Source organism: Paenibacillus sp. EB106-04-04-XG159 (assembly GCF_058791835.1).
The window spans coordinates 117,743-133,891 of record NZ_JBYTDY010000009.1 but is presented as its reverse complement, the minus strand read 5'-3'; the positions used below and the strand labels follow the sequence as shown (position 1 = coordinate 133,891).

Below are 16,149 nucleotides of genomic sequence, written 5' to 3'. Positions count from 1 at the left end.
TAATATGACGACAAATAGGGGGACATTGTTGCGCTATCCTGCCGATCGTTCAACAAAAGGACGCTCCCAAGCCTTCGCTTGGGTTACGTCCTCCTCATTATATTCCATTTCCAATTACAAATTAAAAAACGTACGCAGGTAGCATGTATTGCTTAAAAAGGAGCACTTGCTTAATCTAAGCACTAAGAAAATACTTTATTTTCTTACAACATCCATCTAAAAATAAACCTTTTTCCCGCTAGAGTCTTTCTGCATTCCCCACCTATCAAATAACCGTCCTTCTTCATCAATCGCACGAATCTCAATACGATCAGCAGTAACTACGACTTGTAAAAAATGCGGCACCGCCAACGATTGCGATGTATGCCATTCTCGCTTAGGCAGCAGCCATTCTGGCATTGCACCCGCACCGCCTGCGACTATGTACACGATTCCTTTATCATAATCAATCTTGTCTTCGTAAATGGGATGGCTTCTTTCGTATACAATCGTATGAGAGTTGAACACAAGATCAACGCCATACTCCTCAAGCACAGGACATAATTGCCGTAAGGCCTCCACCTGATATCCGCCAGATACATACGGAGGATAGTGAAAGTAGACGATTTTCCATTTTGCAGAAGTAGATTGCAAGTCATGAACTAAGAAATCATATTGCGGATTACCTGATCCGATCTCGCCGTTGCTGTACGGATAATGGTCAGGCGGAATAAAGTCCGTACTGTCCAGACATAGGAAATGAACATCACCATAATCAAAGGAATAGTAATTCTTTGGCGGAGCAACTGCAAAATAATCATAATACCAAGAACCGTCCGCTTCATGATTCCCGAGGCAGCTGTAGCTCGGCGTACTTCTCAAGAAATCCTTGCCGGGTGCAAAGAAATACTTATCCCAATCCTCATAATTCCTTCCGTCATTCACAATGTCTCCGATAAACAAGGCTAGATCAGGTCGATATTTTTGCATGAGCGCAAATATTCGCTGGTTAATCGCTCCGTCAGTAGTGTCAAAGCCGCTATAGCCGCCTGTTTCACTCGTCACTGTGAAGGAGAACGGCTCTCCTGCTCGAACTGATGTTTTAAACGGAATCGGTGAAGATCCCACCGTTCCCTGTTCATTCTCGGAATATACTTGATAAAAATAGATCGTGCTTGGCTCCAGGTCGGTCACGGTCACTTGATGAATCATCGAATAATCTTGCTGACATACTGAGTGAACAATAGTTTCCGGCCGTTTGTAATTGCCTTGATGACCGCTATGGATACGCTCTGCGAGCAGGATGTCAACTCTTGATGACGATGGCGAAGAGGTCTCCCACATCATAGTCATCGAATGTTCAGTCGGCCATTGTAGATAGGGACCCTTTACTATTTTCAGCATCTCATGTCCTCTCTTCCGATCATAGAATCGTTCTTATTGCGCAACACTCACTATACCGTATTTTACCACTAAGCTATATTATAATAGCACGCCTGTTGATTAACCAATAAAATACAAAAATGAATAGGAAAAAGGACGCCTTTACTGTAAAATCGTTTGCACCACACAACACGATTTAGTGACTACAAGGGTGAAATTAACATTTATTCAGATCTTTTTGCTACGCAGAGCTACTCATCTGACAACTGAATTATGGCAAGTACATCTGTTTGAAATTCTGTGTAGGTAAAGGACAGGTTTTCGTTATCCCAATTTTTTTTCGATGCTTAGCCACGAAACGATAGACAGGATTTCGGATGAAGGGTGGGATAACCAGCAGTAGCAAAATTGGGCGAAATGCTCGCCTCGTATCTGCAATGGCGCGGATTACTGCGTCAGAGTATAAATAAAATCGATTATAATTAAATTTACGTTCAAGTCGATTACCTATCCTATGTTAATAGGATAATCATACGCAAAAAGGCATAGTGATGAATCGCCTATGCTATAAGGATTATAGAGTTTTCGAATACACACTTATGTATAAGAGGAGGCGAATGATATGACGATAATGCCTGTTATAGTAATGATCTTTGTATTTGTACCTACCATTGTACTCATGGTGAGCATGCCTTATTTAACAAGAGAGACGATTAGTTTTGGGGTCACCGTCAGCGCTGTACAATTCCGCAGTGAGCCTCTGCGCCAGATGCGGAAGTCATATGCTAGGATTAGTGCTACCTTGCATACCATCCTATTCATTGTTTGTATCATCTGTCTAATATACGGTGATGAACATTCCAAGCAACAAAGTTGGATCATTGTCACTTATTCACTCGCCATGGTCGTAATCTCCCTAGTCATAAACATTAGCTATCATTTCAAAATGAAAAGTTTACTACCTATGCTGCCTATTGCTCCGGAACCATCGATCATGGCAGTGGACACTGGATTTCGGAAAAGAAACATTGGCTTGTCTAGTAATTGGTTCCTCATTCATGTTTTAATTATTGTTGTTAGTATTGTAACTGTGCTACGCAACTACGATCTGATTCCTGATCAGATTCCGATCCATTACAACAGCAGTTGGAACGTAGACCGCTATGCAGCTAAATCTTATAGTTCTGTGTTTATGCCTACGATAATCCAAGTGTTCATAACACTTTTGTTCATATTTGAGAATTGGAGTATTCTCAGAGTGAAGCAGCAGCTTCAACCCACTGATCCTAACCGTTCCACCAGACAAGACGTAACTTTCCGCCGTACTTGGTCATGTTTTATGATTACAGCAAGCTTCTTAATAGTTATCCTGTTTTCCGTCGTGCAACTAAATATGATATCTCTGCTTAACATCAATTTCGCTATCCCCATTATCCTAATCATAATAGCCTTTATCATCTTATACGCCTTCGCCTTATCGTTCTGGGCTGGTCAGGGCGGAAGCCGCTTGGAGCGGTCTGCCGATTGCTCCAATGTCAGACCTGTTCATGATGATGATAAATGGCTATTAGGTATGATTTATTTCAATCGCAAGGATCCAAACCTAATCGTCGAGAAAAGGTTCGGAGTCGGCTGGGGATTAAATTTCGGTCACCCAGTAATCTGGCTGATTTGGCTCGGAATTATTGTACTGTTAGTTGTGGTGTGGTAACAAGGCTTGGAGGTTAGTACTCACCGGAGTATTCTAGCTTTCAACAAATAAGGACCCTTTACTATTTCCAGCATCTTATATCCTCTCTTCCGATCATAGAATCGTTCTTATTGCGCAACACTCACTATACCGTATTTTACCACTAAGCTATATTATAATAGATAAGGTCTTCTGGCGCGTTGAAGAAGCGTATTAGTTAGGTCGTTGAAAGTTTGACGGCGGATATTAAAACTCCCCTTCCCTTCCTTGAGTATACTTTTACAGATGGGAAAATCAGATTAATTAACGTTCAAGGCTACATCTCTGGCGCTCGTTATGCAAATGGCGGTAACTGGATTAGAATTAACTAACGGAAGAAAAGACGACCTATAGAAAAGGTAACGGGTTCCGTTTTGAGGTGGAAATGAGTTAAACAGCTTTAAAATTGACAGTTCAATAGTCAAACATTTGAGACAAAATAGGGTGGCATATGCCACCCTTTCTTCATTGAGAAAAATTAGCCAAATAAGAACCATATTCATTGAAAGTAACTAATTATTTCTTTTCATATCCCTCAACTTTACCTATAACGTTATTGATAGGAAGAGCACCGTAGGTCAGACTGTCAATACTTCTCCAAGCAGTATCACCCAACACAAATAAATGATTATCAGGTACTTTGAGTTCTCTCATATCCATGTTGAAATATTCCTTCATGTTTTTCTGACAGGTTTCATTACACACGGCTGAGCCTGGTTGATTAACATTCTTAAAGTATTCTGCTTCATCCATTCCCCAACTCGAAACCTTTCCATAAAACGCATCTAACTTTTTCCCATCTACATAAATCTGACCTTTTTTAATTTCTACAACCTCTCCAGAAAGTGCGATCACTCGTGAAATATTTTGTTCAGAGGGATTCAAATTTGGATATTTGCTCTTATCAATTACAGGTGTTTTGTAATAAACCACTTCACCACGTTTAAATTCATTTTGAATGTAATAATTCGGATCAACAACAAGATTCCCATTCTCCCGTGAGTCGTATTCTAAGTTGCGACGGTGCATGCCATCGTTATTGTTTTGAATAATAATGGAGTCCTTTTTCTTCTCGAAGATCGCTGGCGACTCTTGAGTCGTAGGGTCGACAATACTTTGTTCTTCACAACCCACCATCATTAAAACAAATAACATACTAAATATCATCTTTAGCCGCATGATTAATCCCCTTTCTCCAGTTCTCATGCCTTGATACTAGTAGATATATACAATTCAAACTTCACATAGTTGCTGTGTACTAAGTTATAATTTACACATTTACATTACATCCCATTATTTCAAATAGAAAGAAATATTTGTAGTAATATTTGAAATAAAGGAAATTAACGTTTATTATTAAACTAACAGATAAGATGATACAACTATACGGGGTTAATAATGTCTCTATCTACAAGTATCATGGCATTGGAGATAACAATCTAAACAAAGAAGAGTGAATGAGAAGTGCGAAATGAGGTGTAAGGTTGGTTTTAAAAAAAATTATTGTAGCAGTAGTTTCAAGTATAATTTTTGTCGCCGTTGCTTCTGCAATTGATTATACGCCCATAAGCGAACGCCTGGAGGATCATTATTATTATTCTTATCCTTCTCTGATGGCTGGAGGTATACTTTTTCTAACTCCTCTGTTTATTTGTTTTGGTATACCTATTGCATTGTTAATTGAAAAATTTGTAAAACAATTCAAACCAATCAATGTATTAGTTAAGTATCTAATGTTTGTCTTTTTTTATATTATTGGAGGGGAACTCTCTACATTCGTGCTAATGTTAATAATTTCTAGAGGAAGTTTCGGAGATAGACCTGCTTTATTTCAAGTTTTGTGGTTAAGTATTCCTGCTTCCATGTTGTTTTTACACTTTTCCATTCTTGTTGACGTAGTTATTAAGAAAAGTAAAGTACGATTAATAAAAATATAACAACTTCTTTCAACTTACCGCCTCTTTGAAATTGGCGTGAAATTAGTAAAAGGGTGGCAAATGCCACCCTTTTTTTGTATCAGACCACTGTCAAAACACTTGTCAATTTTAACATCGTTTCAATATTTTCCACCTCAAAACGGAACCCGTTAATGTCACTCGCGATCAATGAATAAGTAAATCTTAAAGCAACAACAGTATGGGGATACAAGAGTGGTACAAAACGTGAAGCTATTCCAAACGCAGAATTAAAGTGGACTTCTGATATGTCGATTAGTAATGGGAAACTCATGATTTCAATTTCAATTGGTTTAGATGTTATTTTTATTGTGTGCTTATTTTTGTTATATCAAGAAAATATAGAAATGAAAAAAGAGTTATCCTTCAATATATCAATTCAGGCCCTCAGATTATAAATACCCCACTATAAATTTGTCGGAATTAAAAAAACATATAAAACGTAAGATATAGATTCAGTATTTTTCTTTACAATCAATCTTACAAGAACCAATTAAATCATAATTATCCCCAAAAAATTTGAATGTAAAAGTATTGCTTCCTTCCTTACATTCATATAGTTCATGATTAATTAATTTTTTTCCACAAAATAATGCTATTCTATATTTGTCATCGTCGTACCAAAACAAATCGGATATCAAGCTATATGTAACTTCCTTTTCTATGTTTTTACCGAATAGTTCATCTATACTTACATTGAAAATATATGCAATTCGTGGCAAAAGCGATATATCTGGGCACCAAATATTATTCTCCCATTTCGATACTGCTTGAATTGAAACTCCAAGAAGCTGCGCTAACTCCTCTTGGGTTAATCCTTGAAGTTTTCTAAGATGTGCAATTTTAGAACTTAATATCTTTGAATAATTACTGTTCATGAAATCTCCCCCTATTTCATTAGTTAATTATACTTTAACAACTACTTATTGTTTATAGAAGAAGTTAGAGGTTGAATTATTATTACTTATGGTTGATTTACAGCAAAATGAAGTGCTACTAGATTTAGAAACGGCACTTGACCATCAAAATGACAAAGTAGATTATGTTAATTCGCTAGTCGGAGCAAATGCAAACATCTATCATAGCTATAATCTAACAAAATATGAACAGTATAAAACACTAAATGAAGTTAGCGTTTTAATCGATGATTTTATTCTGGAAAAGTAATACAGAGCCTACTACAAAAAAAGCGCTGATCCTCTCAGCGCTTCTTCCGACTCTTTATTTACTTCTGTTTCGGCATTACCTTATCGAATCCAGCCTGTGAACGGGCTAGCAGTTCTTCACTTGGAGCAGTTGGCTGCTCAGGTGTCAATATTTCCTGCGATACAGCGCCCGTGTAGCCAATTTCCTGCAGGCTGTTTACAAAGCCGCGCAGATCGATTATGCCCTCGCCAGGATATAGGCGGTCATTATCAAGCAGCTGCTCAACCGGCAGATCGCGTGCATCATTAATATGCGCATGAACGATCTGATGCGGCTTCAACTTTAAGATGTCCGCTGCCCCGAAGCCGGTTGTATGGCAATGATACGCATCTATGAGCAAGCCTACATTGGACTTGTTAATGGCCTCGATCATTTCTAAGGTTTCGTCCACCGTCCATATGAACGGATTACTCCAGGTTGTACGCAAATGGTGCGGTCCGACAAACTCCAAGCCCAAGCGCACGCCATGCGCGTCCAATATGTCTGCAATCATTCGAAAACGATTGATCGCAGCCGCCATGAAGCTAGCTGCCTTCTGATCTGTTGACGGCAGGATGTATGTACAACAGCTCGTACAGCCAAGCTGTGCCGCCGCTTCAGCTTCCTGCTCAAGCTTCTTTAAGCCTGATCGGAATTGTTCGTCAGTCGTTCTCCATTCCACAGATAAACCGATGGAGCCAATCTTCATCTGATGCTCCGCTAGAAGCTCCTTCGCTCGGTTCAAGCCTACTTGATCGATAAATGCTTTAGTGTCGATATCGACTGCACCAAAGCCATATTGCGCCGCCAGACGAATAAAGTTCTCATCAGAACCGATATTTCCGATTCCCGCTCTCGTTAATCCTCTAAGCATGTTCCACCTACCCTTTCGGTACATTATTAATGATGATCGAAATATGTATGACAATTGGAATTAAGGTCATTTTACTATATGTCGACGCTTATGAGCTATAATTATGGTTGAACACGTTCATTTCCATTATCTACATCTAATAAGTCGTCTAAGATGACAGACAAGAGGAAGAATGCCTCATGATATATCATATAACTTATTTATCGGACGGGCTCCGCGTTAAGGGATACTTAGCGCTGCCAGCAGGATACGAGCTTAATCCTACCGATATACAAACCTGGATCGAGAAGTATTATGGGTGCTCTGACTTACCCGTCACTTTGCTGGCTCGCAATCGTAAACGCGTGAACCAGGCCAGGCTGTATCCTGAAATGAAGGATACATGGCCTATTATGCTGTACTGCCGCGGCGGAATTGGCAAAGTTGGCAGCGTGAAGACGAACTGGCTGGAGCGCTTCGCTCAGCACGGCCATATCGTGTTCGCGCCGTCCTACCGCGGCAATGAAGGCGGCGAAGGCCGCGATGAGTTCGGAGGCGCTGATCAAGAGGATGTGCGCTCTGCCATCCGCCTGCTTCAGCAGCTTCCGTTCACGGACGAAGCGCGCATCGCGGTAATGGGCTTCTCGCGCGGCGCGATCAATGCCGCGCAAGCAGCAGCTCAGCTGCCGCAGATCACACGTTTAGTGCTGTGGAGCGGCGTCTCGAACCTTGCGCGCACGTATGAGGAGCGCGTCGATCTGCGCCGCATGCTGAAGCGCGTGCTGCACGGCAGCCCCGCCAAGAACGCGGAGGCGTATGCCGCGCGTTCGCCGCTGCAGCTGGCTGAGCATATTCACTGCCCCGTGCTGATCATCCACGGCAGGGATGATGTGCTGGTTGATTATGGGCACGGGCGGGATATGCATGCGAAGCTGCAGGAGCTTGGCCGCGACGTGGTGATGCACACGTATGAGGGGTATGGGCACCATTTTCCTGCGGATATTCATAAGGTAGCAATAGCGCATATGTATGATTGGATTCGTGAATAAAAAAGCCCGCCAGCGGTTATGCCTTGAGAGCTTAACTACGGACGGGCTTTATCCATTATATATGAGGGCTATTCGCGGTCAAACAATGCTGCACCTGCGATTCCAGGCTTCGTCATTTCATAAGGATCAAGAATCGTATCCAGCTCCTCTTCTGTCAGTACGTTGTACATCAAGCACAATTCACGGACAGTCTTGCCGTTCTCTGTCGCTTCACGAGCGATACGAGAGGACACTTCATAACCCAAATGCGGACTCAGCGCAGTAATGATGCCGACGCTGTTCTCCACATAAGCGCGGCAGCGTTCTACATTTGCTTCAATTCCGTCAAGCGCATGAGTCTTGAACACTTTGAATACGTTGCTCATCATACTCAAGGATTGCAGCAGGTTGTATACGAGTACAGGCTCCATTACATTAAGCTCAAGCTGTCCCGCTTCTGAAGCCAAGCAGATCGTATGATCGTTGCCGATAACTTGGAACGCAACCTGGTTCACGACTTCACACATAACCGGATTTACTTTACCCGGCATAATGGAGGAGCCAGGCTGACGAGCTGGAAGACGAATCTCGCCAAAGCCCGTACGCGGCCCCGAAGCAAGCAGACGCAGGTCATTTGCCACCTTGGACATGTTCATCATACAAACTTTCAGTGAAGCAGACACTTCCGTATAAGCATCTGTATTCTGCGTTGCATCAACAAGATGCTCTGCCCCTACCAACGGGAAACCGCTGTGCTCAGCCAGCAGTTCAACCACTCGCTTAATGTATCGCGGATCTGCATTCAAGCCAGTGCCTACTGCAGTTGCACCCATGTTCACTTCATATAGATGCTGCTTCGTCTGCTCGATACGTTTCATATCACGGCCAAGCATTCTGCTGTACGCCTCAAAGGATTGACCGAGTCGAACAGGCACTGCATCCTGCAGATGAGTACGGCCCATCTTGATGACATGGTTAAACTCCTCAGCCTTCTTATCGAAAGATTGCTGAAGCTCTTTCATCGTAATCAACAATTTATCTATTAACGTTAATACTGAAATATGAATAGCAGTTGGGAATGCGTCATTCGTAGATTGCGAACGGTTGACATGGTTATTAGGGCTTAAGCTGCCGTAATCCCCTTTGTCTTTGCCGAGAAGCTCCAAAGCTCGGTTTGCAATGACTTCATTACTGTTCATGTTCATCGACGTTCCGGCTCCGCCTTGGATCGGATCTACTATGAATTGGTCATGCCACTCACCTGCAATAATCTCGTCAGCTGCTTGCACAATAGCCTGGCACATTTCGGCTTGCAGCTGCTTTACTTCCAGGTTAGCCAGCGCTGCCGCTTTCTTCACAACAGCTAAGCCACGTATCAATTCCTCATTCATGCGGCTGCCTGTTATCGGGAAGTTTTCAACAGCTCGCAGTGTTTGAATACCGTAATACGCATCGAACGGGACTTCCTTTTCCCCCAAAAAGTCTTTCTCAGTTCGAGTTTGATGTTTGATCATTAGAATCCCTTTCCTTCACTAAGTAGTTGGTGTCATAAGAATTCTCTATCATGTCATACAACAAATGGATTGGAGCAACTTCATTATACCAGTGTTTACCACCTATATCTATTGAAATGCAAATATTTTAACTATTTAGATCCTAAACCGAGTTCAGCTGCACACGATGTCCTCCTAACGTAATGCCTTGCATTACCTATAAGGCAATTGCTAGTAAGATAGCGCTTTCTTTTTAAACCGTCTCAGACAGATATGTATTAGACATTTACACCTTCAGAATTAATTCTATTAGAGTTAGCGATATCTCAACCGCCCTTTATATTACACCTCCTCCTCTCAAAAATCCACATCCTTTACCAAATCTCATGACTACAATTACAGGATAATTTACACTTCTTTTGGGGTAGATGTCATTATATTCATATGCTCACAGTTAATAGTTTGCACGAATATGAGAACCAGAAGTCACACTCTGCGTATTAAAAAAGTCGATATCCACTAAGTACGTAAGATATCGACTCCATCTACTCATTATGTTGATCTTGAACCCTTATGAGAAGGTTGTACTAGATCGGGTTTACTTGTACAGCAACCTGCTTGCCGCTTATTTGAATCCCTGTTTCTTTGCGCCCTACCTGGGCTAAGTCCTGCAGCAGCTCCTCGATCAATTTCTTTCCCTTCTCCCCTTCTTTACCTGTGACTCGTACAACGAGTTGAACAGCGTCACCAGAGCGAAGGATGCGCTCAGCTTGCAGCTTCTTGGTCTCATAATCATGTTCTTCAATATGCGGGGTCATCCGAATTTCTTTACATTTCATCGGACGCTCTCGTTTACTCGCTTGCTGCTTCTCCTGCTTGGCTGCTCCCGCACCGATCAACCTGCATGGCGGAGGACTGCTCATCAGTGAAGTACACACGAGATCCACCTTCAGCTTCTTGGCCATCGCAAGCGCCTCAGCTGTAGGCACGATTCCGAGGTCCTCACCATCTAAGCCTGCCAATTGAACCTCGTACGCCTTTATCTTCTCGTTCATGATCATTGTGTATAGCTCCTCATCTTCGATATAATGAGACCATATTACCTTCTGATAGGAGAATAATCAATGAACCAAAAAGAAATGGAAGATATCGTAATCGAAAACTATCAGCGTGATGAGCAGATGATGATTCTCGTATTTGCACAATGGTGTGTAAATAACGATCTGGATCCAGTAGAACTCTATCAGCGCGCATATCCCAAGCAAAAAGATAACTACCCGCTTCAGCAAGGCATCGAGTTGACCGTATCCAAAGAAGAAGCAGGCCTCATCCCTGATGAGACACTGCTTGGCGTTCTTTCTTTATTTGGAAATGAAGATCTGGCATTCGTCGTTACCGAGGAAATCGCAAAACGCAAACCAAAAAGCTAACTGAATATCAACTTCTATGCTCATATGACGCCCGTATCGCATACAGCTGTAGGGCGTCTTGTTTATTATTGTACTGAGTAGGCCATTATGAAGCTCGTAGTAAGCATTCTTGTACCCATTCTTTATACTGCTCCAACGTGTTGCGCTTCAGGAATCGGTGGAATCGCTCCTTATTCTTCGCATGCTCCGCATACGCTTGAATCATGCTTGGAATCAATGTCAGCAGCTCATTTGCCGTAACATTGCTTCTGAACAGCTCCGCAATTCGCATTTCCTTGATCGTCTTCGCTTCTCCTCCAATATAGATATCAAACGTATCGCGCATCTTCACGATCCCAATATCCTTCAAGAGCGGCTCACTCGTTGCAATCGGACAGCCTGCGTATCCAATCTTCATCGGATATGGAGTCGGTATCCCTGCGATTACTTGATTAATCGCTTGTGCCGTATCGAGTCCTGACTCTTCTGCCCCCCTGCAGAAATGACAGGCGATCAAGCTCTTCGTAACGAATCCAACAGGATAAACTTCCAGACCGACAGCTTCCAATCGCGGTGTAATATCATCAAGGGATGAGCCTGGCATCTCAACATATAATTGGTGAAATGAAGTCATCTCCATAGTCGCTTCTGGTCCTGCTATTTCAGCTAATACAGCTAATTGTGCTGAAGTTAGCATAACGCCGCCCTCTTGCAAGGTTGGTGCCACAGCAAATCGAATCGTATTATCCATCATGCCGCCTCCCGTAATATACTTATACCCCCTATATGTATATTCGGAGACTTTGAAGAAGTTGTCAAGAAATGATACCTAATTAATAGCCTCTCTCTGCTTCGACGATATTCATCATCGTCTCCTGCTTCCGATAGCAGTTTAGATTGTGCATAAAGATGCTTAGACAACGTTCATTATAACGTTCTGATATAGCAGAGATGTGTGGTGTCACGATGCAGTTGTCTAATGTCCACAAGGGGGAATCTGCTGGAAGAGGCTCAATCTGAAATACGTCAAGATAAGCCTTCTTAATCGCTCTTTCTTGAAGCAAATGTATAAGTGCTTGTTCATCGATCAATTCGCCGCGCCCCAGATTCATTAACACAGCCTCCGGCTTCATGCAGCGCATGGTGTTCTCATTCAACCAGTTACGAGTATCGGAAGTCAACGGCGCGACAACAATGACAAAGTCTGCCGCAGCCAACGCCTGATCCGTATCGTGTTGGGTGTAGATGATATCGAAGTGTTCTACCATACGACCTGAACGATTGACACCGATCGTCTGCATGCCGAACACTTTAGCTCGCCTTGCGATCTCTTCACCGATCGCACCTGTTCCGAGAATCGCAACCGTCTTGCTGTCCAGCTCGCCGAACGTCTGCTTGCGATTCCATTGCGCTTGCTGCTGCGATTGGTACAATGGAATGAGGCTCTTCACTTCCTGCAGCATAAGTCCGAACGCGAATTCTGCCATCGGAATCTTATGGGCTCCGCTAGACGTCGTTACCGTTATGTATTGGGCCTCCAATTCATGCAGTGGAAGATTATCAACACCTGCACTGAATGCTTGAATCCAACGCAGATTGGGCATTCTGTTTAGCGTTTCAGCCTTCATCTGTGAATTGTATGCGACTAGAACCTCTGACTGGAGCGCGCTTTCCGATGCGTCTTCTAATGATTTGCACTTGTGGATGCACACCTCTGGATAGTCAGCCTGCAGCCGCTGGAGCATCTCGTCTTTCAATGGAACGGTAATTGCAATATCCATGTCTTAACTCCCCCATTCGATAAGATCATTGCACTGCATATAAGGTTACTCTACTTTAGCTCCATAAGACCTCGCCACCGCTGCTGCTTGCATCATATCGATGCGAACACCTTTTAGATCTATCGCTTTAAAGTTCAGCCCATCCACTACTGCTCCTCGAAGATCTGCCCCTGCTAAACGGGCTTTCCCCAACTGAACACGCGTTAGATCCGCCTCGCGCAAGTCTGCCTTTTCCAAGTTGCTCTCATACAGATCAGCTTCAGCAAACTTGACATGACGAAGGTCCTGCTTGCTAAAGTTTACGAATCTAAGATTCGAATACGACCAGTCGCCGCGCTCAATCGTGATGCCGTCAAGTTGGGCTTTGCTGAAGTCCGAGCCTACCATTTTGCATTCTCGAAACTTCGCAACGAACAGATTGGCACCAGAGAACATGCAGTTCGTGAAAGCCGAATTGGTGTGATGGGAAGCATTCAACGTCGCACCAGTGAAGTCACATTGGATAAACTGACAGCCGATCGTATCGACTTCATCCAGTGAAGCACCTCGAAAGCTGCAGCTTTGAAAGACACAGCCTTTCAATTCCCCCTCTCGCAGATCCGCTCTGCTAAAGTCGACTTTCACATATTCCTGATCGATATACTGATACATGCGAGTTATCTCCTCTACTGCTATTTCTATCATCTATACTATCATGCGAACGTCCCCATATTCATCCACACTATTCCTTCCATGTTGGAGGCAGCAGATGGTTATATGGATGATTCATAAAGCGGTCATCCACCAATACGAGCAGTCCCGAATCCTGTTCAGAACGGATCAATCGACCTCCTGCTTGAAGTACCTTATTCATACCTGGATAGACATAGGCATAATCGTAGCCATTTTTACCATCGTTAATGAAATGCTGCTTCATAATGTCCCGTTCCAGACACAGCTGCGGCAAGCCCACACCTACGACGATGACCCGATTCAAACGATCGCCAACTAAGTCAATTCCTTCTGAAAATATTCCGCCAAGCACGGTAAAACCAATCAGCGTCTGTGATCGATTCGCCTGGAAAGCATTTAGAAACCCTTCTCTTGCTTCTTCACTCATACCTGTCTCTTGAACAATCGTATGTATACTCTCGTTCTGTGCAACAAACTGCGTATATACATCTTGCAAATATTGATATGACGGAAAGAATACGAGATAGTTCCCCGGCTGCTCTTGCGCAAGGTCTGCAATCAATCGAACTAAGGCATCCCTCGTCTGCTCGCGATCCTTATATCGGGTGGATAACGGGATGATCCGAACATCCAGCTGTTCTTTGGAAAATGGTGAAGGGATCGTCACGGTGTAATTCTCCTCGCTTGCGCCAAGCATATCGCGATAATAATGCAGCGGCGACAGCGTTGCTGAGAAGAATATGCTTGAGCGATAGCCCGCTCGCATCTGTGCCAGCGCATTCGATGGATCTACGCAGAATAGCTTTACAACAACATCATTCTTGGCTAGCTCAGCATACGTCACATAGCGCTCATCATACCATTCGGAGATTCGTATAAACGATTGTGCCGTAAAATAGGTATCCAGCAGCAGCGACCGAGCCTGTTCGATTGTGTCATCCTCGACTTGTCCGCTTCCGGCTCCTTGGCTGCGATTGCCGTTCGCCATTTCCTGCTCCGCGCTCAGCACAAATGCTTCCAGCAGTTGGATGAGATCGCGCTCCAGTTCATTCCACACTTGAGGCTGCCCATGCTCGCAGCGCTTGCGAATTCCGATCATATATTGATTGACAGCATGCGCAGTCTCATACAATCCGCGATTAAGTTCCTTGTAAGCTCGCTTTAACTGTAGGAACGCCGACTTGATAACGGTCGCGGAAAACATTTCACGACCACGGTCCACCAGATTATGCGCCTCATCAATAAGCAGCACGCTGCTGCGCTTGGATTCATCCTGCAATCTCTTCAACGATACGCGAGGATCGAATACGTAGTTGTAGTCGCCGATCATAATGTCCGAAGCATAAGCGGTGTCGAGTGCAAACTCGAACGGACAGATCCGATGCTTGCGTGCATATTGCTCGATCACTGTCCGCGACATTAATGTTTCATGCTCGAGTATATCGAGGATTGCGCCATTCAAACGGTCATAATAGCCGTTGGCGAATTCGCAGTAATCCTTCTGGCAGATCGTCTCTTCTTTGAAGCAGATCTTATCCTTGGCTGTTATCGTGACAGCATGTGCCCGCATGCCGTTGGATTGAAGCAGAGATAGCGCCTCTTCTGCCGCTGTTCTCGTTATCGTCTTGGCTGTTAGGTAGAACATCCGTTTAATGAGGCCCTCGCCCATCGCCTTGAGTGTCGGGAATATCGTGGACATCGTTTTACCGATGCCGGTCGGAGCCATTGCAAACAAGCTGTTGGATTCAGAGATCGTCTTGTACACTGCACCTGCAAGTTTCCGCTGCCCTTCGCGATATCGCGTAAATGGGAAGGTCAACTCCTTCATGCTCCGTTCCATCGTGAGTTGATGCTGATGAAGCAGCTCGGCATAAGGAGCATGACGTTGGATGACATCCTGTACGAATTCGGTTAACTCTGCAAAACTATAGGTTTTACGGAATCTATGCTGTGTTCCTGTTTCAGTATGAACATAGGTTACTTGCACCTGCATCTGTTCCTGTTGATGTTCTACTGCGTACATATAAGCATATAACGTTGCCTGAGCCCAATGAACGGGATACGAATCCTCCGTTATCGATTCGAGCTCCAGCATCGTCGACTTGATCTCATCGATGACGATCGGCTGCTCAGACAGCAGCACGCCATCGCATCGGCCATCAATCACATATGTAAGATGTCGATATGGAATAATCGCTTTCACATATACTTCTTTCTGATCTGTATCGAGGTAAGTCTTCTGCAGTTGCTGGTGGGCTTTCGTACCTTCAACTAGCGCATTTCCAGAGCGAAACCCAGAATCTATGCTGCCTGCCCTGAACACATATTCAACTAACGCTCGAACAGAAAGCCGGATCTGATCCTTCTCTGTCTTCAATGTACTTATCCTCCCAGTAAAATGAGAACAAAGGTTCTATTCCTTTATTATATACGATAAGAGTTCATTTCGGCGAGCGATTGTTGTTGGGATACTGCCGCGGCTCCTGTGTGCGGCAGTGGTCCGGACACAGGAGCCGCTATTTGCCCGATTTCCGTCACTTTGGTGCTTCTTGCGGACCTTGGAGCCGTTATTCATTGTAATTCACCCTATTCTTGACCGATTCTGATTAAATAACGGCTTCTGGGTCCGCTCAACGCACAAAATTGCTCACTTATTGCGAAATAGCGACCCTACGGTCCGCG

14 protein-coding genes are annotated in these 16,149 nt (G+C 43.7%); 4 read left to right on the top strand and 10 right to left on the bottom strand.

Features of this window, described 5'->3' with window-relative positions; translation table 11 throughout:
• Positions 1–216 precede the first annotated feature (216 nt).
• Positions 217–1,383, bottom strand: a complete 1,167-nt coding sequence (locus AC3WTP_RS13050) for a purple acid phosphatase family protein (protein WP_492395051.1) — start codon at positions 1,381–1,383, stop codon at positions 217–219.
• 601 nt (positions 1,384–1,984) lie between these two features.
• Here AC3WTP_RS13050 and AC3WTP_RS13045 point away from each other — a divergent pair.
• A complete protein-coding gene (locus AC3WTP_RS13045; RefSeq protein ID WP_492395050.1) occupies positions 1,985–3,073 on the top strand; it encodes a DUF1648 domain-containing protein in 1,089 nt (362 codons plus the stop codon).
• Between the two features lie 534 nt (positions 3,074–3,607).
• On the opposite strand, the gene lepB is transcribed toward AC3WTP_RS13045, so the two are convergent.
• The gene (lepB, locus tag AC3WTP_RS13040) at positions 3,608–4,270 is read right to left on the bottom strand and encodes a signal peptidase I (RefSeq protein ID WP_492395049.1); all 663 of its coding nucleotides are present in this window, start codon (positions 4,268–4,270) and stop codon (positions 3,608–3,610) included.
• Between the two features lie 305 nt (positions 4,271–4,575).
• On the opposite strand from lepB, the gene AC3WTP_RS13035 reads away from it, so the two are divergent.
• Positions 4,576–5,028, top strand: a complete 453-nt coding sequence (locus tag AC3WTP_RS13035; RefSeq protein WP_492395048.1) for a hypothetical protein — start codon at positions 4,576–4,578, stop codon at positions 5,026–5,028.
• A 473-nt stretch (positions 5,029–5,501) separates the two neighbouring features.
• On the opposite strand, the gene AC3WTP_RS13030 is transcribed toward AC3WTP_RS13035, so the two are convergent.
• Positions 5,502–5,924: a helix-turn-helix domain-containing protein gene (locus AC3WTP_RS13030; protein WP_492395047.1), complete on the bottom strand. Its 423-nt coding sequence runs from the start codon at positions 5,922–5,924 to the stop codon at positions 5,502–5,504.
• Between the two features lie 347 nt (positions 5,925–6,271).
• Positions 6,272–7,105, bottom strand: coding sequence for a sugar phosphate isomerase/epimerase family protein (locus AC3WTP_RS13025; RefSeq protein ID WP_492395046.1), 834 nt, complete (start codon positions 7,103–7,105; stop codon positions 6,272–6,274).
• A 179-nt stretch (positions 7,106–7,284) separates the two neighbouring features.
• Between AC3WTP_RS13025 and AC3WTP_RS13020 the strand changes: the two genes are divergently transcribed.
• Positions 7,285–8,133, top strand: coding sequence for an alpha/beta hydrolase family protein (locus AC3WTP_RS13020; RefSeq protein ID WP_492395045.1), 849 nt, complete (start codon positions 7,285–7,287; stop codon positions 8,131–8,133).
• A gap of 68 nt (positions 8,134–8,201) precedes the next feature.
• Here the strand turns inward: AC3WTP_RS13020 and aspA are convergent, their stop codons facing one another.
• Both aspA and infC read right to left on the bottom strand, forming a co-directional pair.
• Positions 8,202–9,626: an aspartate ammonia-lyase gene (gene aspA / locus AC3WTP_RS13015; RefSeq protein WP_492395044.1), complete on the bottom strand. Its 1,425-nt coding sequence runs from the start codon at positions 9,624–9,626 to the stop codon at positions 8,202–8,204.
• A gap of 566 nt (positions 9,627–10,192) precedes the next feature.
• The gene (gene infC / locus AC3WTP_RS13010; RefSeq protein WP_492395043.1) at positions 10,193–10,666 is read right to left on the bottom strand and encodes a translation initiation factor IF-3; all 474 of its coding nucleotides are present in this window, start codon (positions 10,664–10,666) and stop codon (positions 10,193–10,195) included.
• Between the two features lie 63 nt (positions 10,667–10,729).
• Between infC and yxiS the strand changes: the two genes are divergently transcribed.
• Positions 10,730–11,035, top strand: coding sequence for a protein YxiS (yxiS, locus tag AC3WTP_RS13005; protein ID WP_458568061.1), 306 nt, complete (start codon positions 10,730–10,732; stop codon positions 11,033–11,035).
• Between the two features lie 85 nt (positions 11,036–11,120).
• On the opposite strand, the gene AC3WTP_RS13000 is transcribed toward yxiS, so the two are convergent.
• The 4 genes from AC3WTP_RS13000 to AC3WTP_RS12985 all read right to left on the bottom strand — a co-directional run bounded on the left by AC3WTP_RS13000 (position 11,121) and on the right by AC3WTP_RS12985 (position 15,844).
• A complete protein-coding gene (locus AC3WTP_RS13000) occupies positions 11,121–11,765 on the bottom strand; it encodes a nitrite reductase (RefSeq protein WP_492395042.1) in 645 nt (214 codons plus the stop codon).
• 82 nt (positions 11,766–11,847) lie between these two features.
• Entirely contained in the window at positions 11,848–12,795 is a 948-nt protein-coding gene (locus tag AC3WTP_RS12995) for a D-2-hydroxyacid dehydrogenase (RefSeq protein WP_492395041.1), read from the bottom strand.
• A 45-nt stretch (positions 12,796–12,840) separates the two neighbouring features.
• On the bottom strand, positions 12,841–13,446 hold the full coding sequence (locus AC3WTP_RS12990) for a pentapeptide repeat-containing protein (RefSeq protein ID WP_492395040.1): 606 nt from the start codon (positions 13,444–13,446) through the stop codon (positions 12,841–12,843).
• Positions 13,447–13,516: 70 nt separating this feature from the next.
• Positions 13,517–15,844, bottom strand: a complete 2,328-nt coding sequence (locus AC3WTP_RS12985) for an ATP-dependent DNA helicase (RefSeq protein WP_492395039.1) — start codon at positions 15,842–15,844, stop codon at positions 13,517–13,519.
• Positions 15,845–16,149 lie beyond the last annotated feature (305 nt).